Here is a 24,838-nt window from a genome sequence, read left to right on the forward strand (position 1 = left end):
GGCGATTCAAGTTTAGGGCGGGGCGACTTAATCATAACGATAGGCCAGGCGCAGGCCACCCCAATGGCGGCCGCCGACCCACAGCGGGGCAGAGAGGTCTTTCATCAGGACAAAGTTGCCGCCACCCATGTCACGGCGATACACCTGAAGCAGAAAGGGCTCCGTGTTCCGCCCGGCTTTCAGCCCGACCCTGTCGTCAAATATCCGGCGGTTGCGACAATTGGCAGTGTTCCACACCACGTCCTTGCCCTGCGGCTGCGAGAATTTCTTGTTATGGGTTGGCAGATAGCCGTTCACATCGACCGCCGCGCAAAACACGACCTTGGGGTCGAATTTCAGCGCGGGCTCCTGAAATGCGGGCAAAACACCATCCAGGAATGTTGTCGCGCGGGTTGTCATCTGGGGCGGGTTGCTGCCATGGATCGGCTGGTATTGGCGATCAAACAACTGATCCAGCCCAATGGTGCCATTTGCCACCGATGCATCCAGCGCCCCGGAGATGTCGCGGGCCATCTGTGTGACATAGGTGATAAAGGGGGCATCGACGGATGCGCCCCCCAGTGCCGCCGACACCTGCACGATCTTTTCCGACGCCTCGATCAGATTGTGCATCCGTTCCTTGGTCTTTTCGATGCTGGCAGAGGTGCCGCGCACCGTCTCGCTGATGTCTGCGACCGCGGGGCGGAGTTTCTCGACCGCCTCTTTCGCCCGGCTGGTGTTCGCCGCGATTTCCGCGCTTTGCCCATGTTCCCTGATGATGGTTTCCTCCATCTGGCTCAGCGCGCTGTCGGTCTCGGCCGACCGTTCCAGCACTTCACGGGCGTCGCTTGCGACAGATTCAGCCTCCTTGCCGAGCTTGGCAATCCAGTCTGTCAGCGTTTCGATATTGTCTGAAATCTGCTTGGCCGCCAGGCTGGTTTTTTGCGAAAGATCATTGATCGCTTCGGCCACCACGGCAAATCCGCGCCCGGCGTCACCGGCACGTGCCGCTTCAATCTTGGCATTGATGGCAAGTGTGTTGACCTGAGTTGCGATGGTCGCGATCTGGCTGTTGTTCGCCTTTACCGCCGCCAGGGTGATGGACACACCGCCTGACCGCGCATGGACCTCTTCGACCCAGCCTGCGACGCTGCGTGTCTTGGTGCCGACGTCACGGACCAGGGTCACCGAGGACTTGACCGTTTCAAGAGCGCGATTTGAGGTTTCGCTCAACCCTTCGACCAGCCGGGTCGCGTCGCTGTTGGCGGCGGCCATTTCGTTGGCATTCTGATCAAGGCCGCGCAATGCGTTCTTCTGCGATGCCCCGTGTTCCGCCACAAGGTCGAGAAACCCGGAGATATCGACAATCTCGTACCCCAAAGCGGCAGCAGCAACCGCCAATGAATCCATTTGTGTATCTGCATCGAGGCGCATGTGCGCTGTCATGTCATGCTCCGGCCAGTGAAACCCTTTTCCCTGACTTTGCAGAAACTGACTTACAATCCGTTAATTTTCGCGCCGGCATCTGCAGTTTCAGCCGCTTCGGACAGTGCTTCGATGGCCAGCAGGATGGAGGCATGGCGGTTCTTGTAGCCGGTGGCCGGGGTCAGCACTTGGAACCCGTCAAAGGGGGCATCGGGCACCGGGCCCGCTTCTTTCAGCATCGCGCGCAACTGGTTGCGGGCCTTGATCAATTGCGCCGGCGTGGCGCCGATGGCCGCAGCACCTGTCACGGCGGCAGCGGCCTGTCCCAGCGCGCAGGCCTTCACATCCTGACCAAATGCGGCCACCCGGCCATCCTGCATCACGACATCTACCGTCACGGTCGACCCACAGAGCGGCGAGCGGCGCTTGACCGTGGTGTCGGGCGCATCAAGCCTGCCAAGGTGCGGGATCTCTGACGCCAGCGCCAGTATCCGCGCCGAGTAGAGTTTGATCAGGTCTGTTTCGTCCGACATGCTGTTCCCTTTGCCGCCTGATCCCTACATAAACGCCCAAGCCGAAGATGCAAAAAATTTTACGTGAGGTCCCCATGTCCTTTAGTCCCGATCAACTGGTTTTCAACGATGCCGGGCTGATCCCCGCCATCGCGCAGGAGGCCGAGACCGGCGAGGTGCTGATGATGGCCTGGATGAGTGCCGACAGCATCCGCCAGACGCTTGAAACCGGGCGCGTCACCTATTGGAGCCGGTCGCGGCAGGAATTCTGGGTCAAGGGCGACACCAGCGGCCATGTGCAGGAGCTGGTGGATTTTCGTTTCGACTGTGACAGCGATTGCCTGCTGGTGCTGGTTCGCCAGACCGGGCCTGCCTGCCACACCGGGCGGCGCAGCTGTTTTTACCGTGCGGTCCGGGACGGCGAGACAGTCGAGCTTTCTGCGCCACTTTGAGTTTTGCACACCCGCCAAGCTGTTGTAGCCTTTGCCGCAGTCATTTGGGGGGAAAGTCATGTTTTACAGAATTGCCGGAAAGTGGGTCGTTGTTGGCCTGATCGCGGGGCTGGCGGGTGCCGCGCAGGCAGAAGGGTTCGACCCGCGCGCGGATTGTTCGATACTTTTGGGCGGCGCCACGGAAGCAGAGCAGGTTATGATCGCCGCCTGGACCTTTGGCTATCTCGCGGCCAACGCCGACAATGTCCGCCCGGTCGATTCGCAGAACAACGGGGTGCTGCTGGGCAATATCGCAAAGGCCTGTCAGGCGAATGCGGGGGCCAGCCTGCTTGATATCGTGTCCGCCAACAGCAAACCCGCCGCCGCTGCACCCGTGCCCTCCGCAGGCCCGGCACCGGGCAGCGAGGCCGAGGCGCGCGCGCTTTTGATGCAGTATTTTGAGCCGGGTGCGAACTACCTCGCGTTGACCCAGGCACTGCTGCCGACAGAGGCGGACGTGCGCGCGGTCTATGCCGAGCCGCTTGGCTCCGCGCTATGGGCGGACCTGAGCAGCCAGATCGGCCCCGGCACCGCCTTTGGGCCAAAACCCGACCACAACGACATCATCGTGGTCCACACCACAACCCGCGCACTGGCAGAGAAACGCCCGGTGCTGAATGAATTTCCCGGTGGTTACAAGGATGTACTGCAATACTTTAAAGTCGATGTGCCGATTGTGCGGTTCAAATTCGTGACCAGCGGCGACACGCTGGGTCTGGCCTTTGACGGGCTGATCTACCTCAATGGTCGCTGGGTGATCATGCCCAAGCCCTGGCGCAGCCTTCCGGGTTAGGACCTGCCTCTAAAGCCTTACCATTTCACGAATATCTTCGGGTGTTGCGCCATCCGCACGGAACAGGGAAATGGCCCGCGCATCGTCACGCTTGGCCAGACGTCTGCCGGTTTCGTCGCGGATCAGTTTATGGTGGTGATAATCCGGAACCGGCAGGTCCAGCAATGCCAGCAACAGGACCTGGATCTGGGTGAAATCAAACAGATCCTCGCCACGGACAACATGGGTGATCTGCTGTGCGACATCATCCAGCGCCGAGGCGAGGAAATAGGCGATGACCGCGTCGTCCTTGCGATACAGCACCACATCGCCAACCTGCGACAGGGCGGATTCAGCCTCGATCCGGTGAAACCCGGCGTTTTTTTCGCCATCTTCGGAAAAGCCGGGAAGATTGCCGCCAAAACACGCCAGCGCCCGGTCCATATGCAAACGGAGCGCGTCACCGGGCTGCCAGGAGCCGACATCGCGGTGTTTGCAGGTGCCGGGATAGACATCGGGCAACGCCCCTTCCTGCGGCGCGGTGGTGGCGGCACGGATGTCCTTGCGCGAACAGTTACAGGGGTAGAGCAGTCCCATCTCCCGCAGACGTGCAAGCGGCTCTTCATAGCTGTCGAGATTGTCGGACTGCCGCAACACCGGTTCCGTCCAGGTCAGGCCAAGCCAGGCAAGATCCTCAAGGATCAGCGCCTCCCACTTGGCCTTGCTGCGCTCACGGTCGGTGTTTTCGAGGCGCAGCAGGAAATCTCCACCCGCCGCCCGCGCCATGTCATGCGCCAGAATCGCGGAATAGGCGTGGCCCAGGTGCAGTGGCCCGGTGGGCGATGGTGCAAAACGGGTTCTGAAAGTCACGCTTTTTCAAGCACATATACGTTGGACTTCACGCCGATGCCGGGCAGGTGGTCGCCATGTTCGCGAAACAGCAGCCGTGCGGCACCGCAATCGGTCCATTCCATCACCCGTGCCTCGTGAACAGGGTCCTGCAAGGCATGGTCATTAAAGGAGAAAACGCATTTCCCGCCCCGTGGCAGCGCGCGCATCAGGTCGTCCAGCACATGGATTGGGGCCGCGCCGACCCCGATCACGCCGATGGCCGCAATGGCGCTGTACTGACCTTTCGGAATGGGCGGTGCGCCTGTACCCGCTACAACCGAAAGGTCGCGGTAAATGCCCTTTTTGCGCGCTTCGGCCAGCATGTCGGCGGAGAGGTCCAGCCCGTCGATCACGGTAAAACCGGCCAGTTTCAGCGCAAGGCCGGACAGGCCCGTGCCACATCCGAAATCCAGAATGGGGACGGTTTTATCCGTGGTGAACCCGGCCAGCGCAGCGGCGCAGCGGCCCGGCGTGGCATAGCCGTTTTCGGCAATCTCGGCATCGTAACTCGCAGCCCAATCGTCATAGAGCCGGCGCGTGGCAGCTGTATCCTTGGTCCCGTAAGCCTTGTCGAGAAATCCTGTCATGCACGCAGGTTATGCCGGGACAGCGATCCTGTCCAGCCAGCCTTGCCAGTCGGCCTTGGCGCGGTCGGTATAGGCCTTGTACCTGTCCTTGCGGCCCCGCCTGCCACCGCGCAGCCCCTCGACCGGGGGGAACAGGCCAAAGTTCACGTTCATCGGCTGAAACGTCTTGGCCTCGGCACCGCCGGTGATGTGGGTGACCAGCGCACCCATGGCGGTGGTGTCGGGGGGCGGTGCGACATCGGTGCCCTGAATTTCCGCCGTGGCCATGCGCCCGGCCAGCAGCCCCATGGCGGCGCTTTCCACATAGCCTTCGACACCGGTGATCTGCCCGGCAAAGCGGATGTTGGGCTGGCTGCGCAGGCGCATCTGGTTGTCCAGCAAGGTGGGCGAATTGATGAATGAATTGCGGTGAATCCCGCCAAGCCGCGCAAAGCTGGCATTCTCTAGCCCCGGAATTGTTTTGAAAACCGTTGCTTGTGCGCCGTATTTCATCTTGGTCTGGAAGCCCACGATGTTATAGAGCGTGCCCAGTTTGTTGTCGCGGCGCAGCTGTACCACCGCATGCGCCTTGACTTCGGGCTGGTGCGGATTGGTCAGGCCCACGGGCTTCATCGGGCCGTGGCGCAGGGTTTCGCGGCCGCGTTCGGCCATCACTTCAATCGGCAGGCAGCCATCGAAATAGCCTGCCGTCTCGCCCTCGCGGAACTCGGTCTTGTCGGCCTCCAGCAGGGCGTCGATGAAGGCGTCGTATTGCGCCTTGTCCATCGGGCAGTTGAGGTAGGCGGTCCGTTCTTCTTCGGTCTCGCCCTTGTCATAGCGCGATTGCATCCAGGCCTTGGACATGTCGATGCTGTCGAAATAGACGATGGGCGCAATGGCATCGAAAAACGCCAGCGCCTCGGCCCCGGTGCGCTGTGCGATAGCATCGGCCAGTTTGCCGGAGGTCAGCGGCCCGGTGGCGATGATCCAATGCCCCTCACTCGGCAATTCAGTGATTTCGCCATATTCCACCGTCACACGCGGGTGCGCCATCAGCGCATCTGTCACCGATTGGGCAAAGGGGTCGCGGTCCACCGCCAGGGCACCACCCGCAGGCAGTTTGTTGCTGTCGGCGCAGGCCATGATCAACCCGCCCGCCGCGCGCATTTCCCAATGCAGCAGGCCGACCGCGTTCTGTTCATCATCATCCGAGCGGAAGGAGTTTGAGCAGACCATCTCGCCCAACAGGCCGGTCTGATGCGCGAATGTGCCAACTTTGGGCCGCATCTCGTGCAGGACCACGTCGATGCCTGCGTTTGCGGCCTGCCAGGCGGCCTCGGACCCGGCCATGCCGCCGCCCACGATATGAAGTGTCTGTGTCATGACAGCGATGTAGGGCAGCGCGGCGCGACAGGCAAGCATTCGCGGCGGGGGAAATTTCTGGGGAGTTCGTTGATTTGGGGTCGCCGCTGCGGGAATGGCCGGTCAGTGAGAGGCTGACCTGGAGGGACCTTCCGCCGACGGCGACCCAAATATGTACACATCCTCGGATGCTGTCTGATTTATGCCCTAATTACGCCAGATTTGAAAGCAGAAAATCCGTCAACAATTCAGCGACATTTCGGAAACAGTCTTCGGGGGCAGAACAGCCTCTACTGGCTGTCCATCGGCAGACCGGAGGGCACGGCATCGGGGGCACCCAGGGCACCAAGGGCCGCGCGCTCGTCCGTCAGCGCGTCGAGAAAGCTCAGAAGCTCCGCAATTTCGCCTTCGGTCAGGGCAACATCTTGGATTTCGATGGCGGCGGCGATTCGGATCATCTCCTCGGTGTCATCCAGGGCGACAAAATCCTGTTGCTGCGCCCCGCCCGGCAACAATGCCGCGCTGCGGTCATAGCCGGTCAGCCCCGCCAGGGCATCCATGTGGTGGTGCAGGATGTCTTCCAGCCGGGCATAGGCCCCGTTGTGGCCATAGGGGGCTGTCAGCGCGACATTGCGCAGGGATGGGGTGCGAAAGCGGTAATAATCCGCCGCAACGCCGGTGACCATGCCGCGGCCCAGGTCCGCATATTGGGCATAGGCGCTGTCGGTGTTCTTGCCCGGTCCGAACTGGGGCATGCCGATGGCGTGAAATCCGTGATCGGTCTGGAAAGGACCGCTGTGGCAGGTGCTGCAACGGGCCTTGCCATAAAACAGGTCCATCCCGGCCTTCTGCGCGGGTGCCAGCGGCGTGCCATCGCGCAGGTGGCGGTCAAAGGGGCTGTTGATGGCGCGGAATTCATTGGTGATGAAGGCCGCCAGCGCCTGGGCAATATCGGTGATGTGCGGTTCCTGCACGCCCTGCGCGGCAAAGCGGTCGCGATAGGCAGGGATCGCGGCGATGCGCGCGGCCAGAATGGCCCATGCCCCGTCGCTGCCATGGATGCGGCCCGCGTCCACGGCGGTGGCCACGTCGTTTTCGCCCGCCTGGCCCGACATTTCATCCGCCGACAGGATCGGCAGCATTGCCTGCGCGGCCAGCGCGGAGGGCATGGGTTTTTCCAGTGTCCGCCCCTCGGGCATGCGGATGCCAAATATGGCGTCATTGCTCAGCTCCACCCGGCCATCGTGGAACATCACGGTGAATTCCCGCGCACCGATGTTGAACAGGGCAGGCGCATTGCGCGGGATGCGCGCATGCGGGCGGTTGTCCTCAGTGGCCTTGCGTTGGGCACCCAGGCCAAGCCCGCCTTCGCCAATCGACAGCGACATGCCGTCCGACGTGCCCAGCGTCGGATGGTGGCAGGTCGCGCAGGCGATGTTGCGGTTGCCCGACAGCACGGGGTCAAAAAACAGGTCCCGGCCCAGCAGGATCTGTTCCATCGGAAAGCTGGGAAAGTCGGCGTCAGTGACGGGTGCGGGCAGGGGATCTGCCAGCGCCGGTTGTGCCAGAAAGCCTATAAATACTGCCGTCAGCGCGCCGCGCACCCTCTTCCCCTCAAAACCTTTGCGGGCAATTTGCCCAAAACCACCGGTCATTTCCAGCCAAACCTGCGAAAACAAGGGCCTGCACCACGGGAAACATTCACTGATCCCAGTTCGGATCGCGTTTGCCGAGAAAGGCGTCGATCCCCTCGGCGGTGTCGGCGCGCAGCATGTTCTCTGCCATCACCTCGCCGGTATAGGCATAGGCGTCGGCCACAGGCATCTGCAATTGCGCGTAAAACGCCTGTTTGCCGATCCTGACGGCGGCGCCCAGTTTTCCGGCGATCTGATTGGCAAGGGCTGCGGTTTCATCGGCCAGCTGTTCCGGCGGAACCACGCGGTTGACCAACCCGATTTCACGGGCGCGGCTGGCGTCGATGAATTCGCCCGTGGTCAGCATCTCAAAGGCCTGCTTGCGCGGGATATTGCGGCTCAGCGCCACCATGGGGGTGGAACAGAACAGCCCGATGTTCACGCCATTGACGCCAAAGCGCGTGTCTGCGGCGGCGACGGCCAGATCGCAGGTGGCGACCAACTGGCACCCGGCAGCGGTGGCAATGCCGTGAACCTGCGCGATGACCGGCTGCGGCATCGACTGGATGCGCGCCATCAACCTGCTGCATCGTTCGAACAGATCGCTGAAACCCGCGGCCCCGCCATCTTCTGCCTGCCGCATGGCGGTCATCTGGCGCAGGTCGTGGCCCGCGCAGAACCCCTTGCCGGTGCCGGCCAGGGTGATCACCCGCGTGTCGGGGTCCGCGGCGCAGGCATCCAGCATTTCCATCAGCGCGGCCAGCATTTCGTCGGACAGCGCATTCAGCCGTTCCGGCGCGTTCATCGTCAGGTGCATCACTGCGTCGTGACGTCGGGTCTCTACAATTGCCATCTTGCCCTCCGGGATCAATCACGACAACTTGCCCTGCACAGCAGGAGAGGACAAGTATGCCCGCCGTCATGACCGCAGAGCAATTGACCAGCTTCATGAAGGAAGTCTTTGCGCAGGTCGCTGATGATTTCGCCATCGACGCAGTGGGCGACGGCGAGATCACCATGCGTTTGCTCACTTCCGACCGTCACCTGCGGCCGGGTGGCACCATATCAGGCCCTTCCATGTTTGCGCTGGCGGATGTTGCGGCCTATCTGGTCACGCTGGCGATGATCGGGCCGCAGGCCCTGGCGGTGACCACGAATTGTTCCATTGATTTCATGCGCAAGCCGCAGGCGGGCGTTGATCTGGTCGCCAGGGCGCGGTTGCTGAAACTGGGCAAACAGCTGTCGGTTACGGATGTGATGCTGTATTCGGTGGGCCAGGATGCGCCGGTGGCGCGGGCGTCACTGACCTATGCGATCCCGCCCCGCAAGATGGCGGTCTGATCGCCAGTCACTTTTGCACCGGAAACGAAAAATGGGCCGGATTGCTCCGGCCCAGTGAAGAGGTCTGGCAGATCCCACAGGGAAGTCAAACCCGCCAGAACACGCGAGAAGCCTCGGTATCGGCTTGCTCGGGTGTCAGTCCCACGTCGCTCAACTGCCAGGACTCAAGCCGCGAAAGGGCGAGTCGTGTACGGCGGCGGGTGGCCCATTTCGTCACGCAGACCGCGAAGGCAACCGCCAGCTGCGCCACAATCGGCGTGCCGGGTTGCGCCAGGATGCTCAGCGCGTCGGGTGTCATCGGTTTTGCGTGTGTCATGGGAAACTCCTTCCAGAATAATTGTATTGACACAATATAGCAGATTGCTACAATAACTTGATACAAAAAGCCGTACAGAGACGCTAGGGAAACATTGTAATGGATACAATTTGGACAATAGAAGGGCTTTCCGGCGCGGGCCCCAAGTACAAAGCGGTTGTTACAATGATCCGCGACCGCATCGCGGCAAAGGCGTTGCAGGTCGATGACAAGTTGCCGCCGGTCAGGGATCTGGCCTGGAAGCTGGGCATTACCCCAGGCACCGTGGCGCGCGCCTATAACATCCTGACAGATGACGGCACCTTGCGGGCCGAAGTCGGGCGCGGGACTTTCGTGGCGGCCCCCAAGATGGTGGGGCGGCCGCTCAACCTGATCGAGATTGATCCGGTGCCCCACAACACCGGGGGCGACACCGATCAGGTCAACCTTTATTCGCCGCATCTGCCCAACGGCGGGCAGGCGGAACTGATCCGACGGCTGCTGATCGAAGTTGCAGAAAACCCACCCTCCGGCGTGATGCATTACCCGTCGCGGCGCAGCGCGCTGGCGGCGCGTCTGGCGATGGTCCAGTGGTTGCAGGGCACCCCCATCGGCGCGGTGGAGGAGAGCGACATCGTGCTCAGCCTTGGCGGGCAGAATGCCGTGATGCTGATGTTTCAGACCGTGTTGCAGGGCCGCCGCCCCGTTATCTTTGTCGAGGCGCTGGCCTATCCCGGTTTCCGCCGCGCCGCCGAGGCACTGCGCGCCGATGTCGTGCCGATCGAGATTGACGCCCAGGGGATCATTCCCGAAGCGCTTGCAGCCGCCGCCGAACGCCATCCGGAGGCGCAGGTGCTTTGTACCTCGCCCGAGGTTCACAGCCCCACCTGCGGCTTTACCCCGATGGACCGGCGTGCCGCCATTGTTGCAGTGGCGCGCAAATACGATCTTCAGATCCTTGAGGACGATTGTTACCGCATGGGCCGGGCAGAGGGCGAAGGCTATCGCCAGTTGGCCCCGGAACGCGGCTGGTACGTCACATCGCTGTCCAAATCCATTACGCCCGCGCTGCGCATCGGTTGTATTGTACCCCCCAGGGGGCTGGCCGGGGCGCTGCACCGCACGTCCGAGCACAGCTTTTTCGGTCTGGCGACGCCGATCATCGACCTGACCGCCAAACTGCTCAGCCATCCCGAGTTGCCCGCCATCATGAACGCCTCGCGCGAGGGGGTCGAACGCTATGTGAAAGTGGCGGTGAACTCTCTGGGCGGCTTTGATCTGCACTGGCGGCGCGATGTACCTTTTGTCTGGATGATCCTGCCGCAGGGCTGGCGCGCCAGCGCGTTCTGCCAGGCTGCGGAAAAGGTCGGTGTGCAGGTCCGCGCGGCCGAGGAATTTGCCGCCCGCGACGCCAATGCGCCGCATGCGATCCGCATGGCGATCAACGCGGGCGTGTCGCTGCAAAGCTTTGAGGCGGCAATGGAACGGCTGCGCGATTTGCTTGAACATCCGCCCGAGCAGATCAACGTTTGATCCAGGCCTGCGCGAAATTTCTTGGCAGAACAGGCTTCGCTGGCTAGATTTTGGTCATTCAGCAAAAGGAATTTGCCCATGCGTTTGATCGTTCTTGCCCTCGCCACGGCCCTGACGGGCCTCACCGCGCCCTTGCAGGCCCAACAGGCCACCGTATTCACCCAGGCCGAGATTGACAGCGCCCCCGCCTGCGGCAAGGGGCGCGGGATCGAGGATGGCACGGTGCAGCTTTGCACCTGCAAAGCCTCGACATTCAAACGCTTTGTCTGGGGCAGCGGACCCTATTCGGGGCACTCCGACGTCTGCACCGCCGCCCGGCACGCCGGGGTGATCGGCGAGGATGGCGGCGTGCTGGCGATCGCCGGGCGGCCCGGTCAGAAATCTTATGAAGCGTCAGAGGCCAACGGTATCTCCACCAAACGCTGGGGCCTGTTTCAGTCCAGTTTCGACGTGATGCAGGCGCAATTGGCGGGGCAGGCGGTGCCATCGAATGAGCCGGTACTGGCCTGCACCGGGTTCTCAGCCGATGCTGCCCCCTATACCTGCGCCTGCCCGGAAGGCAGCGATGGCGGCGGTTCGGTCTGGGGCAGCGGGCCCTATACCGGCGACAGCGACGTTTGCCGCGCGGCAGTTCATGCCGGTGCGATCCCGGCCACGGGCGGCAAGATCAACGTGACGGCGGCACCGGGCCAGGATGCCTATGAAGGCTCCGCTCAGAACGGTGTGACCAGCAGCCGCTGGGGGTCTTACGGGCAAAGCTTCGAGGTCGCGGCAGCCGCCAGCAGCGTGACCACCCTGCAAGGGGCCTGCACGACGATGCCAGCGGATGCCGAAAGCCTGATCTGCGTCTGTGCCGAGAACGCGCCGGTCAGCAAGTCGGTCTGGGGCAGCGGGCCCTACACCGCCGACAGCGACATCTGCACCGCCGCGCGACATGCGGGGGCCGTGGATGCGGCGGGCGGCAGTGTGACGGCAATCAGGCTGAAAGGGCTGGATGCCTATGCCGGATCGTCGGCCAATGGCGTGACCACCTCGAAATGGGGCAGTTTCGAACAGTCGATCACCTTCGACAGGAACTGAAGGCTCACGGTGCGGCGCGCGCCTGCGCCCGCCGCGCCATCACGTCCCGGCCCAGGGTCAGGGTATAGCCTTCCAACTCCGACAAGGCCGCTTCGGTCTCGGGCGCAGTTTGGGCTTCAAGCGCGTCCGCAATGCGGCTGTGCAAGGCGATGATCCTTTCGCGCGACCGTGCGGTAAAGGTGATCATGTTCATCAGCGGCTGCATCGCCTCGACCGCGCCCGCCAGTTGATAGGACATCACCGGATTGCCCGCGCCATCGACCAGAGCCCGGTGAAACGCCACATCCGAGGCGCAAAACGCCTCGTCGGTCAGGCCCGGCTGGCCCTGCCGGTGGATTTCGGCGCGCATCGTGGCCAGATGGTCGGCACTGCGGCGGATGGCGGACAGCGGCGCGCAGGCACGCTCCAGCGCATAGCGCGCCTCGCAGGCGGTCTCGAAGCTCACGGCGTTCATCGACAACAGCAACGTCGAGGTGGTGATCTGCTGGCTGTAGGCTTCTTCAAAGCTGAGCCGGTTCACGAATGCGCCGCCCGTTGCACCGCGCTGGGTCCGGATCAGCGATTGCGCAGCCAGCCGTTTCAGCGCCTCGCGGACCGTGGTGCGGCCCACGTCGAACTGCGCGCAAAGCTCGGCCTCCGACGGCAGGCGCTGATCCACGATCAACTGCCCGCTGACGATGGCGTCGCGGATGGCAGCGGCGATCTGCACCGACAGGTCGGCGGGGCTGGAAGGGTCTATCTTCATATGTCTGACAATTAGGATTTGCCCCGTTTGTAAATGTCTGACATTAAATTGGCAAGAACCTGACTCGGTTTGACGATAAATGGGGGAATAATGAATCCTGTCCTGCGCTCAACTCTATGGCTGGCCTTTTTCGGGCTGGTGCTGGCGGCCTGGGCGCTGATGTATGTCATGGCGATGGACATGGACCTCGACCTGCTGGGCCGTCCCGGTCAGATGGGCGAGATGATGCGGGGCATGGATCCGCGCATGGACATGTACATGCCGATGGCCAGCTTTGGACCATTGTTCGTGATGTGGGGGGCGATGATGGCGGCGATGATGCTGCCCACGATGGTGCCGACCCTGCGCAGCTACGAGGACCTGATGGTCAGCGCTGACGGCACGCGCGCGGGTTGGATGGGCGTGCTGCTGGGCTATTTCGCGGTCTGGCTGGCCTTTGCCGCCGTCATCGCGGGGGTGCAGCTGGCGCTGCTGTTCGGCGGGGTGATCGACATGCTGGGCATCGCGCGGTCGCGCTGGTTTGCCGCCGCGCTCTTGCTGGCCGTGGGGCTGTTCCAGTTCACGCGGACCAAGGAAATCTGCCACGGCGTCTGCCATTCCCCGATGATGTATTTCCTGGGCCATTGGCGGACCGGCTTTGCGGGCGGGCTGCGCATGGGGCTGGGGCTGGGGGCCTTTTGCGTCGGATGCTGTTGGGGCTTCATGCTGCTGGGCTTTGCCGGCGGGGTGATGAACCTGGCCTGGATGGGGCTGGCGACACTGTTCATGGTGCTGGAAAAGCTGCCGCAAATCGGACATCGTGTCACCAAACCGATGGGGGTGGCCCTGATCTGCGGCGCGGGCGTCGTGGCGGGCTGGCCCCTGACAATGATACCCTTTCACGGAGGATAAGATGGCCGTCACCAGAAAACCGGAGGCAGACCGCCTGCCGATTTCGCAACGCATCGACAGCCGGATGCCCAATCCGGGCCGTCGCAAGATGACGCCAACGGACTGGGCCCTGAAGGGAGAGTTGTTCATGAACTGCTCCTGCACGGTGTTCTGCCCTTGTGTGGTCAGCCTGGGCAAACACGCACCGACCGAAGGCTATTGCCAGACATGGTTCGGGGTTTCCATTGATTCAGGTCACTACGAAGGCGAGCCATTGGATGGCATCACCGCGGCCCTTCTGGTCGATATTCCGGGCCGGATGGCAGAAGGTGGCTGGAAGGTTGCCGTCTATATTGACGAAAGCGCATCCGACAAAGCCTATAACGGGTTGCTCAAGATATTCTCGGGCGCGGCGGGGGGCACGACGGGTGTCTTTCACTTTCTCGTGGCCGAAATTCTGGGGGCCGAACGCGAAAAGGTCATCATCGAAAAGGACGGCGGGCGCCGCAAGATCACCGTGGGGCGCAAGATTCAGGGTGAGATCGAACTGATCGGCGGCAAGGACACGGAACACCCCGTGATGGTGTCGAACTCCAAATACTGGATGGGTCCGGATGTGCTGGTGGCGCAGGGGCTTCGCTCAAAGGTGCGCGATTACGGGCGGGTCTGGGATTTTGACGGCAAATCGGCGGATATCACGCCGATTGACTGGAAAGGCCCCAAACCATGATCGACGCGGGCTTCGTTCAGATCATGGCCCGCTACAACGCGTGGCAGAACCGCCAGATCATGGAGATCGTCAAGGACATGGACGATGCGGCGCTCGACCACGATCACGGCGCATTTTTCGGCACCATCAGGGGCACGCTGAACCATCTGCTTTGGGGGGATACCATGTGGATGAGCCGGTTTTGCGATGATGTGGCCAAGCCGAAGGTGGGCGGCGATCAGTCCACCACCTGCACCGAGACAATCGGCGTCTGGCAGGCGGAAAGGTTCCGCATGGACGGGCGTATCCGCATCTGGTCCGAGACCCTCTCGAACATCGACCTGCTGGGCGATCTGACCTGGTATTCGGGGCTGACCAAATCCGAAATGTCAAAGCCCAGGGCCCTTTGCATTGTGCATCTGTTCAACCACCAGACCCACCACCGGGGTCAGGTTCATGCCATGCTGACGGCGGGCGGCCACGCGGCCCCGGTGAGCGATCTTGCCTTTATGCCAGAGGATGCCTGATGGCATCCCTTGCAGAGGCGGCGACCGAATGGAATGCAGGAGGCGATCCTGCGCGAGGGTTTCTGGCTTTGGCGCGGAGACATCGGTGGCACCGGGGCGCTGCCCCGGACCCCGGGAATATTTGAAGGCCAAAAAGAGATGGGCCAGGAAATGGGCGGAGCGCCCGGAAAGGATGAGAGATGTTCAACGCGTTGATCGTGAACAAGGACGACGAGGGCAAGACATCGGCGGCGGTGGAGCAGATTGGCGTGGACGATCTGCCCCATGGCGATGTGACCGTGGCGGTGGAATATTCGACGGTGAACTACAAGGACGGGTTGTGCATCGGGCCGGGCGGCGGGCTGGTGCGGAACTATCCGCATGTGCCGGGCATCGACTTTGCCGGGACGGTCGAGGCATCGGATGACGACCGCTACAAGCCCGGCGACAAGGTGGTGCTGACCGGCTGGCGCGTGGGTGAGGCGCATTGGGGCGGCTATGCCCAAAAGGCGCGGGTCAGGGCCGATTGGCTGGTGCCGCTGCCCAAGGGGCTGGATACGCGTCAGGCGATGGCCGTGGGCACTGCCGGTTTCACCGCAATGCTGGCGGTGATGGCGCTGGAGGATCACGGCATCAAGAAAGGCCCGGTGCTGGTGACCGGGGCCGCAGGCGGCGTGGGGTCGGTCGCGACCGCGATTCTGGCCAACCTTGGCCATCAGGTGGCTGCTGTCACCGGGCGGCCCGAGACTGCGGATTACCTCAAGAGCCTGGGTGCCAGCCAGATTGTCGCCCGCGAGGAGATCAACGAGACCACCAAACGCCCGCTGGAAGGCGAGACATGGGGCGGCTGTGTGGATGCCGTGGGCGGTGCCATGCTGGCGCGGGTGCTGGGCCAGATGGAATATGGTGCCTCGGTTGCCGCCGTCGGGCTTGCCGGGGGCGCGGCACTGCCTGCCACGGTCATTCCCTTCCTGCTGCGGGGGGTGAACCTGCTGGGCATCGACAGTGTGCTGCAACCCTATCAGAACCGCCTGCGCGCCTGGGAACGGATCGCATCGGACCTGCCGATGGACAAGCTGGAGGCGATGGTGCAACCGGCCACGCTGGGTGATCTGCCCGGGCTGGGCGCGGATATCCTCAAGGGACAGGTCAAGGGCCGGGTTGTGGTTGATGTGAACGCATGACCCCGCGCGCCGTGGCCGTGCCACAGAATGCCTTCCTGTCGCGCCATGTGGGGCAGGGGGCGAACTACACCGATTGCTATGAGGTTGCGGTTTCCGGTCGGGTCGATTTGGCGCAGTTCATCACCCGTTTTTATACCACCTGGCTGTTCCGTCTGGAGCGGCTGGTGCTGTCGGTGGGGTTGCGCCGCCGGATTGCGGATACCGAGGTTGCAGCACTGGCCGCAGGTGCGCAAGGTTTCGCGATCTGGCGGGTGGAGGCGCGGGAGGAAGGGCAGATCCTGCTCTGCGACCTGCGGGGCGGCACCTGTTCCTGGCTGGCTGTGGCCCCCGGTGAGGCTGGTGACACCCGGCTGCTTTTCGGGTCTGCCGTGATGGCACCGCCGGGCCGCGAGTTGCCCCGGATCGTGCGCATTCTGACACCGTTTCACAAGCGCTATGCGCGCAGCCTGTTGCGGGCGGCGGCGCGGAAGCTTCGCAAGGGGTGACGGCGGCGCAGGATCGTCTTACAACGGGCCGAACCAGTTCAGGAGAGCCCGATGACCGCCTATGACGACCAGAATATCTTTGCCAAGATCCTGCGCGGCGAAATTCCCAGCTTCAAGGTCTATGAGGACGACGAAACCTTGTGTTTCATGGACATCATGCCACGCACCGACGGCCATTGCCTGGTGATCCCGAAGACGGCCTGCCGCAATATTCTGGATGCGACACCGGCGCAGCTGGCGGCCTGTATGGCAACGGTCAGCAAGGTGGCAAATGCCGCAAAGACGGCGTTTGACGCCGATGGCATCACCCTGCAGCAGTTCAGCGAGGCGGCAGGCGGGCAGGAGGTGTTCCACCTGCATTTTCACATCCATCCCCGGCACGAGGGCCTGCCGATGCGGCCCCCCGGCACGATGGGCGACATGGATGTGATCAAGGGCCACGCCGAGAAGATCGCAGCCGCCATAGGTTGAGGGAATCGCCTGATTTTCCTGCCGAATCGGCGGGCGATACCGACCTAATTGATTTCAAATGCGTCAGGACGGGCGGCAACGGCGGCCCGTGACACGGGCTGCGCGCCTGCGATTTTGCTCAAATTTAATGCAAACACAGCGCCCGGGTTAAAGAGGTTTCCGGTAAGCCATTGATAGAAAACGTTTCCTTTTTCTTTGTGTTCGATGGATCGGGCCATAGGCTTTGATGCATAACAATAAGACAGGGACAATTCGTATGGCGCTTGGACCTCCACTGATGAAACTGCCGACCAAGACCGCAGACAGCGGTTTTTATCGCGGTTTCAGCATCGACGTGACAATCACGGCCAAGATCATCATTGGTCTGGTTGTGATCTTGGGTGTGCTCCTCTGGGCAGGTTGGGGGGCCGCGCTGCCGTTCTCGCTGGTGGTGGTCCTGATGGCGATTTCGCTGATCAAGACAATCTATAATGACGGCAAACGGGAGGTGTCCGGCATGGTGACATATTCCAAGTTGGTCGATGCGCGCCCGGCGGAATAAGCCTTTCAAATCAACCGGGGGGGCCGGTGATCTATCGGGCCCTCCGACCCAAACCGGGTTGCGCTCAGGTTGCCACCTGTTAGTCATCCCGGTTCACACAGAACAGAAACAAGGGGACAGTGATGGTTGATGAAACCACAAATCAAGGCATACCCGAACCAGAAGGTGTGTCGGATGTGATCGACACGCAATACGAAATTGGCCAGGACAATATCGACGGGTCAATTGGTAAATTCGGGTTCGACATTCACAATCCGGTATTTGCCATTTCGGCGGTCGCGATTGTCGCGTTCGTGTTCTACACGCTGGCATTGCCGGAACAGGCCTCCGCGGCATTTTCCTGGATGTTCGGCTTTACCACCAAGAATTTCGACTGGTTCCTGATCGGGGCCGCCGACCTGGTGGTCGTCTTTGCACTCCTGCTGATCGTGACACCCTTCGGCTCCGTCCGGTTGGGCGGCGCGGATGCGGCACCGGACTATACCTATATGGGCTGGTTCGCGATGCTGTTCGCGGCAGGCATGGGCATCGGGCTGATGTTTTACGGCGTGTCCGAACCGCTGACGCACTTCTCTACCGCCTTCGGAGAGACGGCTGTTGGCGAAAACGGGCTGCGCACGGACTGGGCCCCGCTGGGGGCCGCCACGGGTGATGAGCCCGGTTCCGTCCGTCTGGGCATGGCCGCCACGATCTATCACTGGGCGCTGCACCCCTGGGCGATCTATGCCACGGTGGCGCTGGCGCTGGCGCTGTTCACCTATAACAAGGGTCTGCCGCTGACCATTCGCTCGGCCTTTTACCCCTTGCTGGGCGAACGCATCTGGGGCTGGCCCGGTCACGTGATCGACATCATTGCCGTTTTCGCGACCCTGTTCGGCCTGGCCACATCGCTGGGCTTTGGCGCGACACAGGCGAATGCCGGTCTGAATGAGTTGTTCGGCATTCCAATCTCCAAGACCACAGAGGTCGTGCTGATTACCGTGATCACCGCTATTGCGCTGGTATCGGTCGTGCGCGGCCTTGACGGTGGGGTCAAGGTCCTGTCCGAGATCAACATGGGTCTTGCCGGTCTGCTGGCGTTGTTCACCCTGATCGTGGGGCCGACGGCATTCCTGCTGGCGTTCTTCTGGGACAGCCTGAAAGCCTATGTCGAGTATCTGCCGGCCCTGTCGAACCCGTTCGGGCGCGCAGACGTCAATTACTCGCAAGGCTGGACAGCGTTCTACTGGGCTTGGTGGATCAGTTGGTCGCCTTTCGTGGGCATGTTCATCGCCCGCGTCAGCCGGGGCCGCACGGTACGTGAATTCGTCATCTGCGTGCTGCTGATCCCCTCCATGGTCTGTGTGGTCTGGATGTCGATCTTTGGCGGCACCGCAATCAGCCAGGTGCTGACCGATGCCTACACTGGGGCACAGGATGCGGAGCTTCCGTTGCAGCTGTTCAAGATGCTGGATCAACTGCCGCTGGCGTCGATCACCTCCTTCATCGGTATCGTGCTTGTGATCGTGTTCTTCGTGACCTCGTCGGATTCGGGCAGCCTGGTGATCGACACGATCACCGCAGGCGGCAAGATCGACGCGCCGCTGCCGCAGCGGGTGTTCTGGTGCATCTTTGAAGGTGCGGTTGCGATTGCCCTGCTGCTGGGCGGCGGGTTGGCCGCGTTGCAGTCCATGGTGATCTCGACCGGGCTGTTGTTCACGGTTGTGCTGCTGTTGATGTGCTACTGCATCTTCCGTGGCCTGCAAAGTGAACGCGCCGAAACGCGCTGAACGCAACCACAGCGACAAGACAAGGGCATCCCGATGGGGGTGCCCTTTTTCTTTTGCCTTGACCTTGGGCGCGGCTGCGGCGAACCCTTTGCCCATGACAGATCTTGATACCGCCTGGGTGCGCGCGCAGTTTCCCGCCTTTGCCGAACCATCGTTGCAGGGGCAGGCCTTTTTTGAAAATGCCGGGGGGTCCTATACCTGCCAGCCCGTGATCGACCGGCTGACCCGCTATTACACCCAGCGCAAGGTGCAGCCCTATGCGCCCTATCCCGCCAGTCAGTTGGCCGGGGCAGAGATGGACGAGGCGCGCCAGCGGCTTGCCGCGATGCTTGGGGTGGAAACCGACGAGCTGAGCTTTGGCCCTTCGACCACGCAGAATACGTATGTACTGGCGCAGGCCTTTGGCCAACTGCTGGAGCCGGGTGAGGCGATCATTGTCACCAATCAGGATCACGAGGCGAATACCGGGCCCTGGCGCAGGCTGGCGGACCGGGGGATCGAGCTGCGCGAATGGTGCATCGACCCGGAAACCGGCCAGTTGAACCCGGATGACCTGGAGAACCTGCTGGATGACAAGGTGCGGCTGGTCTGCTTTCCGCATTGCTCCAATGTGGTGGGGCAGGTCAATCCGGTGGTGGAGATCACCGCGCTGGCCCATGCCGCCGGTGCCTTTGTCTGCGTTGACGGCGTGTCCTATGCGCCGCATGGCTTTGTCGATGTGGGGGCGCTGGGGCCGGACATCTACCTGTTCTCGGCCTACAAGACCTTTGGCCCGCATCAGGGCTTGATGGTGGTCCGCCGCGCGTTGGGGGCGTTGCTGCCGAACCAGGGGCATGTCTTCAACGGCGACACGCTTTACAAACGCTTCACACCGGCCGGGCCGGACCACGCGCAGATCGCGGCCTGCGCCGGGATGGCGGATTATGTCGATGACGCCTATCGCCACCACATCGGCGGTGATGCGTCACCTGTGGCGCGCGCCGGGGCTGTGCATGATCTGATGCGCGCCCATGAAACGGCCCTTTTGCAGCCACTGCTGGACGCGGTGAAAAGCCGCAATTCGGTGCGGCTGATCGGCCCGGACACGGCCCGGAACCGCGCGCCGACGGTTGCCCTGGCCCTGAACCGCCCCGGTGAGGAGGTCGCGGTTGATCTGGCGCAGCATGGCATCATGGCGGGGGGCGGCGATTTCTACGCGGGCCGCGCGCTGGGGGCCATGGGCGTCGACCCGGCAAAGGGTGTGCTGCGGCTCAGCTTTACCCATTACACCTCTGCCGGGGAGATCGACCAGCTTTTGACCGCTCTTGATGCGGTTTTGTGAAACCAAAGCCTTGCCTCGCCCGTGTCTGACCTAACTCTCACCCAGAGAGATTGGCAAAGACAGGCGAGATGCACGACAATACACCGATCCTGATGTGGTTCCGCCGCGACCTGCGGCTGAGCGACCATGCAGCCCTTGTTGCTGCCTGCGACAGCGGGCGGCCGGTGATCCCCGTGTTCATCCATGACAGCCTGTCGGAAGGGCTGGGGGCCGCGCCGAAATGGCGGCTGGGCCTGGGCGTGGCGCATCTGGCCGAGACGCTGAAGGACAAGGGCAGCCGGTTGATCCTGCGCCGGGATGCCGACGCGCTGGCGGCGCTGACCCGGCTGATCGACCAGACCGGGGCCGGGGCGGTCTATTGGTCGCGGCTGTATGACCCCGAAAGCGTGGCGCGGGACAGCAGGATCAAACAGACCCTCAAGGAGCGCGAAATCGACGCGCGGTCCTTCGGCGGGCACCTGATGTTTGAACCCTGGACGGTCGAGACACAGCAGAGTGACTGCTACAAGGTTTTTACACCGTTCTGGAACAACGTGAAGCACAGGGATGTGGATGCGCCGCTTACCGCACCCTCCCGCATCCGCGCGCCGGACAGTTGGCCGGACAGTGACGATCTGACGGAATGGCGGATGGGGGCCGCGATGAATCGCGGTGCGGATGTTGTGCGCCCCTTTGTCCGGCTGGGCGAAACGGCGGCGCAATCGCGGTTGGGTGCTTTCATGGCCCGGATCGTGGAGGGTTACGACGACAGCCGCGACATTCCCGGCGAGGATGGCACCTCAAACCTGTCCGAAAACCTGTCGCTTGGGGAAATCAGCCCGCACCAATGCTGGCACGCGGGGCTGCGGGCGCGCGAGGAGGGCAAGCGGGGTGCCGAAACCTTCCTCAAGGAACTGGTCTGGCGCGAGTTTGCCTATCACCTGATGCATCACACCCCGCGCATCCTGACCGACAACTGGCGCGCGGATTGGGATGCCTTTCCCTGGCAGGAGGACGCGCGCGCCGCCGAGGTCTGGGCCTGGAAGAAGGGGCGCACCGGCATCCCTTTTGTCGATGCCGCGATGCGCGAGCTTTACGTAACGGGGCGGATGCACAACCGGGGCCGGATGATCGTGGCCAGCTACCTGACGAAACATCTGCTGACCCATTGGCGCATCGGGCTGGACTGGTTCGAGGACTGCCTGATCGACTGGGACCCGGCCAGCAACGCGATGGGCTGGCAGTGGTCGGCGGGTTCCGGCCCCGACGCGACCCCCTATTTCCGGGTTTTCAATCCCGAGACACAGCTCGACAAATTTGACAAGGACCGCGCCTATGCCAGCCGCTGGATCGCCGAAGGGCGGGCCAGACCGCATGAGGATGCGCTGAAGTTCTTTGACGCGATGCCGCGCCACTGGGGGCTCTCGCCAGACGACGATTACCCCGACCCCATCGTCAGCGCCGCTGACGGGCGGGCGCGTGCCTTGCAAGCCTATGAGAACCGAGACTTTTAACAATTGTTAATCCCGCCACTCCGGCTAAAATCGGATGGCGCATCAGATGGAGTGGACATGATCCATACCAGTACCGAAGGTCAAACCGGCCTGCCGCGATATTTCTCCCATGTTTTTGACATGGCCCGGCAGATACAGAACGGTCGTTGCGATTTTCACCTCGCCGACGGCCGGGTGTTTCGGGCCGAGGGGGCGAACCCCGGCCCGGTGGCCGAACTGCACATCCACAGCGATGACCTGTTCGCCCGCCTGATCCGCGAGGGCGACCTGGGGTTCTGCGATGCCTACCTAGACGGGGACTGGTCCACGCCCGATTTGCAGGCTTTCATGGACCTGGTGCATGCGGGCAACGAGAACGTCTATGACGGGTTTCCCGGGCAGGGGCTGGTGCGTGCCTTTGAAAAGTTCCGGTTCTGGCTGCAACGCAACCACAAGGGTCAGGCGCGCAGGAATATCAGCTATCACTATGATCTGGGCAATGAATTCTACGCGCTCTGGCTGGATGATACGATGACATATTCCTCGGCCCTGTTCGAGGATGGCGCGCAGGCCTCGCTTGAGGCCGCGCAGACCGAGAAATACAAGAGCATGGTGGATCAGATGGGGGTCAAACCCGGCGACCATGTGCTTGAGATCGGCTGTGGCTGGGGCGGTTTCGCCGAATATGCGGCCAAGGAGCGGGGCCTGCGGGTTACCGGGCTGACCATCAGTGAAGAGCAGTTCAAGTATGCGATTGAACGCATTGAAAAGGCTGGTCTTTCCAACCTCGTGGACTTCAAGTTGCAAGACTACCGCGATGAGCGTGGCCATTACGACGGCATCGCCAGTATCGAGATGTTCGAAGCGGTGGGCGAGAAATACTGGCCGGTCTATTTCCAGACCGTCCGCGACCGGCTGAAACCCGGCAAGGCGGCAACGCTTCAGATCATCACCGTCGATCACCGCCGTTGGCCGGTCTACAAACGCGGTGTGGATTTCATCCAGAAATACATCTTTCCCGGCGGTATGCTGCCCAGCCCGACGATCCTGCGCGAGCAGGTGGAAAAGGCGGGTCTGATCGTCGACAAATCCGTTGAATTCGGCAAAAGCTACGACATCACGCTGCGGCGCTGGCATGAAACCTTCAATGACAAGTGGGATCAGATCAGGGCCATGGGCTTTGACGAGCGGTTCCGCAGAATGTGGAATTTTTACCTCACATCCTGCGCTGCGACATTTGACAGTGGCAATTGTGATGTGACGCAGATTACGATCAGGCGACCGGGTTGATCTGAAGGGACCAAAATGCCGACCGCCGCAAGACTTGTCGCCGCCGCTTCGCTGGCGGTCCTGGCCTACGTGATCTCTGGCATGGTGATGCCGCTGATGCCCGAAAGCACCGATTTCGGGAATTTCATTCCGGTGAACATCTTTCTTGGGCTGGCCTGCGGCTGGCTGGTGATGGGGTCCCGTGCGGGCCGCGGCACCACGGCGGCGATCAACAACGGGCTGACGGGTGTTTTTGTGCTGATGCTTTGGGGGGTTGGCGTGCAGGCCATCAACGAGATGGTGCGTCTGGCCATGCGCAACCGCTATGACGACGCCTTTGAGGCGATCGTGGCGGTGTTTCAGATCGGCGCGGAATTTGTGGTGATCATCGCGACGGTCCAGATCGGCGTGACCCTTGTCGTGGGCGGGGTCATCTGCGGCTTGCTGACGGAATATGCCAGCAGACACTGGAAATGACAGCGTGAGAAACCTGTTCTTCTACGGAAGCCTGCGCCACAAGCCCCTGCTTGAGATTGTTCTGGATCACCCCGCCGACAAGCTGGATCTGCATCGGGCATTCCTGCCCGGATACGCGGCCTTTGCGGTGACGGAGGGGCCTTTCCCGCTGATCAAACCCTGCACGGAAGGGGCCGCAGAAGGGGTCATCCTGCGCGGGCTGACCGATGCGGATATCGCGCGGCTGAATTTCTACGAAGGCAGTTTCGCCTATGATCTGGTCGAGATGGTGCTGGCGGACGGGCAGACTGCGGAAGTCTACCTGCCCGAAGCTGACCGCTGGACGCCGTTTGGCCCCTGGTCCCTGACAGAATGGGAAGCGGACTGGGCGGCGCTGAGCTGCGAAGCGGCGCGCGAGGTGATGGGATATTTCGGCAGCCGCAGCCGCGATCAGGTCGCCGCGATGTTCCCGATGATCCGCAAACGTGCCCAGTCGCGGCTGAATGCCGCCACGTCACGCCACGGGGCGCTGACCAAGTCCGGCAAGACCGTGATCGAGGCGCGCCAGCGGTCCTATGCCCATTTCTTTGCGCTGGATGACATGAAGGTCCGGTTCGAGCGTTTCGACGGCAGCATGTCACCGGTAGAGGACCGCGCGGTGTTCATCGCCGCGGATGCCGCGATCCTGCTGCCCTATGATCCGCTGCGCGACCGGGTCTTGCTGGTCGAACAGATGCGCATGGGGCCGCTGGCGCGCGGTGACAGGACCGTCTGGCAGCTGGAACCCATCGCAGGCCATATCGACCCCGGCGAAACCCCGCGCGCGGCGGCGATACGCGAGGCGCAGGAGGAGGCGGGCCTGACCCTGAAAGCCATCGAACCGATTGCCGAAGTCTATGCCAGCCCCGGCAATTCCACCGAATTTTACTATATTTTCCTTGGCATCGCCGATCTGCCCGATGCCGCCGAAGGCATTGGCGGGCTGCCCGAAGAGGGTGAGGACATCCGCGCCCATATCCTGTCCTTCGACGATCTGATGGCGCTGGTCGAGGGCTTTGGTGCCGCCAATGCACCGCTTGGCCTCGCGGCCTTCTGGCTGGCGCGGCACAGGGACCGCTTGAGGTTGTCATGCACGGGGGATACACCGGAGGCGACATAA

The 24,838-nt window shown here is 62.4% G+C and carries 28 protein-coding genes; 18 read left to right on the plus strand and 10 right to left on the minus strand.

The window, feature by feature from the left end; translation table 11 throughout:
- Positions 1–27 precede the first annotated feature (27 nt).
- Positions 28–1,425: a methyl-accepting chemotaxis protein gene (locus A8B82_RS17905; RefSeq protein ID WP_067295507.1), complete on the minus strand. Its 1,398-nt coding sequence runs from the start codon at positions 1,423–1,425 to the stop codon at positions 28–30.
- Positions 1,426–1,475: 50 nt separating this feature from the next.
- Positions 1,476–1,937, minus strand: coding sequence for an iron-sulfur cluster assembly scaffold protein (locus tag A8B82_RS17910; RefSeq protein WP_067295510.1), 462 nt, complete (start codon positions 1,935–1,937; stop codon positions 1,476–1,478).
- Between the two features lie 74 nt (positions 1,938–2,011).
- Here A8B82_RS17910 and hisI point away from each other — a divergent pair, with 74 nt between their 5' ends.
- Positions 2,012–2,368 (plus strand): phosphoribosyl-AMP cyclohydrolase, encoded by a 357-nt coding sequence (gene hisI, locus A8B82_RS17915; protein WP_067295512.1) that lies wholly within the window; start codon positions 2,012–2,014, stop codon positions 2,366–2,368.
- A gap of 58 nt (positions 2,369–2,426) precedes the next feature.
- A complete protein-coding gene (locus A8B82_RS17920; RefSeq protein WP_067295515.1) occupies positions 2,427–3,200 on the plus strand; it encodes a hypothetical protein in 774 nt (257 codons plus the stop codon).
- A 9-nt stretch (positions 3,201–3,209) separates the two neighbouring features.
- Here the strand turns inward: A8B82_RS17920 and gluQRS are convergent, their stop codons facing one another.
- The 5 genes from gluQRS to A8B82_RS17945 all read right to left on the minus strand — a co-directional run bounded on the left by gluQRS (position 3,210) and on the right by A8B82_RS17945 (position 8,485).
- The gene (gene gluQRS / locus A8B82_RS17925) at positions 3,210–4,049 is read right to left on the minus strand and encodes a tRNA glutamyl-Q(34) synthetase GluQRS (protein WP_067295518.1); all 840 of its coding nucleotides are present in this window, start codon (positions 4,047–4,049) and stop codon (positions 3,210–3,212) included.
- The gene (locus A8B82_RS17930) at positions 4,046–4,657 is read right to left on the minus strand and encodes a class I SAM-dependent DNA methyltransferase (protein ID WP_067295521.1); all 612 of its coding nucleotides are present in this window, start codon (positions 4,655–4,657) and stop codon (positions 4,046–4,048) included. Before A8B82_RS17930 ends, gluQRS begins: the two co-directional genes overlap by 4 nt.
- A 9-nt stretch (positions 4,658–4,666) precedes the next feature.
- Entirely contained in the window at positions 4,667–6,019 is a 1,353-nt protein-coding gene (gene trmFO / locus A8B82_RS17935; protein ID WP_067295835.1) for a methylenetetrahydrofolate--tRNA-(uracil(54)-C(5))-methyltransferase (FADH(2)-oxidizing) TrmFO, read from the minus strand.
- A gap of 269 nt (positions 6,020–6,288) precedes the next feature.
- Positions 6,289–7,653: a cytochrome-c peroxidase gene (locus A8B82_RS17940; protein ID WP_082899367.1), complete on the minus strand. Its 1,365-nt coding sequence runs from the start codon at positions 7,651–7,653 to the stop codon at positions 6,289–6,291.
- Between the two features lie 46 nt (positions 7,654–7,699).
- Complete coding sequence (locus tag A8B82_RS17945; RefSeq protein WP_067295524.1) at positions 7,700–8,485, minus strand: enoyl-CoA hydratase; 786 nt, start codon at positions 8,483–8,485, stop codon at positions 7,700–7,702.
- A gap of 56 nt (positions 8,486–8,541) precedes the next feature.
- Between A8B82_RS17945 and A8B82_RS17950 the strand changes: the two genes are divergently transcribed.
- Positions 8,542–8,973 carry a PaaI family thioesterase gene (locus A8B82_RS17950; RefSeq protein ID WP_067295526.1) on the plus strand — a complete coding sequence of 144 codons (432 nt, stop codon included), beginning with the start codon at positions 8,542–8,544 and terminating at the stop codon, positions 8,971–8,973.
- An 85-nt stretch (positions 8,974–9,058) separates the two neighbouring features.
- Here A8B82_RS17950 and A8B82_RS17955 read toward each other — a convergent pair whose 3' ends face one another.
- Positions 9,059–9,289 carry a DUF1127 domain-containing protein gene (locus A8B82_RS17955; RefSeq protein ID WP_067295528.1) on the minus strand — a complete coding sequence of 77 codons (231 nt, stop codon included), beginning with the start codon at positions 9,287–9,289 and terminating at the stop codon, positions 9,059–9,061.
- A 99-nt stretch (positions 9,290–9,388) separates the two neighbouring features.
- On the opposite strand from A8B82_RS17955, the gene A8B82_RS17960 reads away from it, so the two are divergent.
- Together A8B82_RS17960 and A8B82_RS17965 are read left to right on the plus strand one after the other, a co-directional pair.
- A complete protein-coding gene (locus A8B82_RS17960; protein WP_067295530.1) occupies positions 9,389–10,801 on the plus strand; it encodes an aminotransferase-like domain-containing protein in 1,413 nt (470 codons plus the stop codon).
- A 78-nt stretch (positions 10,802–10,879) separates the two neighbouring features.
- Positions 10,880–11,881, plus strand: coding sequence for an LCCL domain-containing protein (locus A8B82_RS17965; RefSeq protein ID WP_067295533.1), 1,002 nt, complete (start codon positions 10,880–10,882; stop codon positions 11,879–11,881).
- Positions 11,882–11,885: 4 nt separating this feature from the next.
- Here A8B82_RS17965 and A8B82_RS17970 read toward each other — a convergent pair whose 3' ends face one another.
- Complete coding sequence (locus A8B82_RS17970; RefSeq protein ID WP_067295534.1) at positions 11,886–12,626, minus strand: FadR/GntR family transcriptional regulator; 741 nt, start codon at positions 12,624–12,626, stop codon at positions 11,886–11,888.
- 90 nt (positions 12,627–12,716) lie between these two features.
- Here A8B82_RS17970 and A8B82_RS17975 point away from each other — a divergent pair, with 90 nt between their 5' ends.
- The 6 genes from A8B82_RS17975 (at position 12,717) to A8B82_RS18000 (ending at position 16,851) form a co-directional block, all read left to right on the plus strand.
- A complete protein-coding gene (locus A8B82_RS17975; protein ID WP_067295537.1) occupies positions 12,717–13,517 on the plus strand; it encodes a DUF2182 domain-containing protein in 801 nt (266 codons plus the stop codon).
- 1 nt (position 13,518) lies between these two features.
- Positions 13,519–14,226 carry a DUF1326 domain-containing protein gene (locus A8B82_RS17980; protein ID WP_067295538.1) on the plus strand — a complete coding sequence of 236 codons (708 nt, stop codon included), beginning with the start codon at positions 13,519–13,521 and terminating at the stop codon, positions 14,224–14,226.
- Complete coding sequence (locus tag A8B82_RS17985; protein ID WP_067295541.1) at positions 14,223–14,732, plus strand: DinB family protein; 510 nt, start codon at positions 14,223–14,225, stop codon at positions 14,730–14,732. Before A8B82_RS17980 ends, A8B82_RS17985 begins: the two co-directional genes overlap by 4 nt.
- 179 nt (positions 14,733–14,911) lie before the next feature.
- On the plus strand, positions 14,912–15,895 hold the full coding sequence (gene acuI / locus A8B82_RS17990) for an acryloyl-CoA reductase (protein ID WP_067295542.1): 984 nt from the start codon (positions 14,912–14,914) through the stop codon (positions 15,893–15,895).
- Positions 15,892–16,380, plus strand: coding sequence for a hypothetical protein (locus tag A8B82_RS17995; RefSeq protein WP_067295545.1), 489 nt, complete (start codon positions 15,892–15,894; stop codon positions 16,378–16,380). Before acuI ends, A8B82_RS17995 begins: the two co-directional genes overlap by 4 nt.
- A 51-nt stretch (positions 16,381–16,431) precedes the next feature.
- Complete coding sequence (locus A8B82_RS18000; protein ID WP_067295547.1) at positions 16,432–16,851, plus strand: HIT family protein; 420 nt, start codon at positions 16,432–16,434, stop codon at positions 16,849–16,851.
- A 44-nt stretch (positions 16,852–16,895) separates the two neighbouring features.
- Here A8B82_RS18000 and A8B82_RS24225 read toward each other — a convergent pair whose 3' ends face one another.
- Positions 16,896–17,069: a hypothetical protein gene (locus A8B82_RS24225; RefSeq protein WP_161489470.1), complete on the minus strand. Its 174-nt coding sequence runs from the start codon at positions 17,067–17,069 to the stop codon at positions 16,896–16,898.
- A 59-nt stretch (positions 17,070–17,128) separates the two neighbouring features.
- Between A8B82_RS24225 and A8B82_RS18005 the strand changes: the two genes are divergently transcribed.
- The 7 genes from A8B82_RS18005 (at position 17,129) to A8B82_RS18035 (ending at position 24,838) form a co-directional block, all read left to right on the plus strand.
- Complete coding sequence (locus A8B82_RS18005) at positions 17,129–17,392, plus strand: hypothetical protein (protein ID WP_162493224.1); 264 nt, start codon at positions 17,129–17,131, stop codon at positions 17,390–17,392.
- Positions 17,393–17,514: 122 nt separating this feature from the next.
- Positions 17,515–19,161, plus strand: coding sequence for a BCCT family transporter (locus A8B82_RS18010; RefSeq protein WP_067295551.1), 1,647 nt, complete (start codon positions 17,515–17,517; stop codon positions 19,159–19,161).
- Between the two features lie 94 nt (positions 19,162–19,255).
- Positions 19,256–20,482 carry an aminotransferase class V-fold PLP-dependent enzyme gene (locus A8B82_RS18015; protein WP_067295839.1) on the plus strand — a complete coding sequence of 409 codons (1,227 nt, stop codon included), beginning with the start codon at positions 19,256–19,258 and terminating at the stop codon, positions 20,480–20,482.
- Between the two features lie 68 nt (positions 20,483–20,550).
- A complete protein-coding gene (locus A8B82_RS18020) occupies positions 20,551–21,975 on the plus strand; it encodes a cryptochrome/photolyase family protein (RefSeq protein ID WP_067295554.1) in 1,425 nt (474 codons plus the stop codon).
- 57 nt (positions 21,976–22,032) lie between these two features.
- Positions 22,033–23,244: an SAM-dependent methyltransferase gene (locus A8B82_RS18025; protein WP_067295557.1), complete on the plus strand. Its 1,212-nt coding sequence runs from the start codon at positions 22,033–22,035 to the stop codon at positions 23,242–23,244.
- Between the two features lie 15 nt (positions 23,245–23,259).
- Complete coding sequence (locus tag A8B82_RS18030) at positions 23,260–23,700, plus strand: TrgA family protein (protein WP_067295558.1); 441 nt, start codon at positions 23,260–23,262, stop codon at positions 23,698–23,700.
- Between the two features lie 4 nt (positions 23,701–23,704).
- Positions 23,705–24,838 carry an NUDIX domain-containing protein gene (locus A8B82_RS18035; RefSeq protein WP_067295561.1) on the plus strand — a complete coding sequence of 378 codons (1,134 nt, stop codon included), beginning with the start codon at positions 23,705–23,707 and terminating at the stop codon, positions 24,836–24,838.

This window comes from Sulfitobacter sp. EhC04 (genome assembly GCF_001650875.1).
In the GTDB taxonomy this organism is placed as follows: domain Bacteria; phylum Pseudomonadota; class Alphaproteobacteria; order Rhodobacterales; family Rhodobacteraceae; genus Sulfitobacter.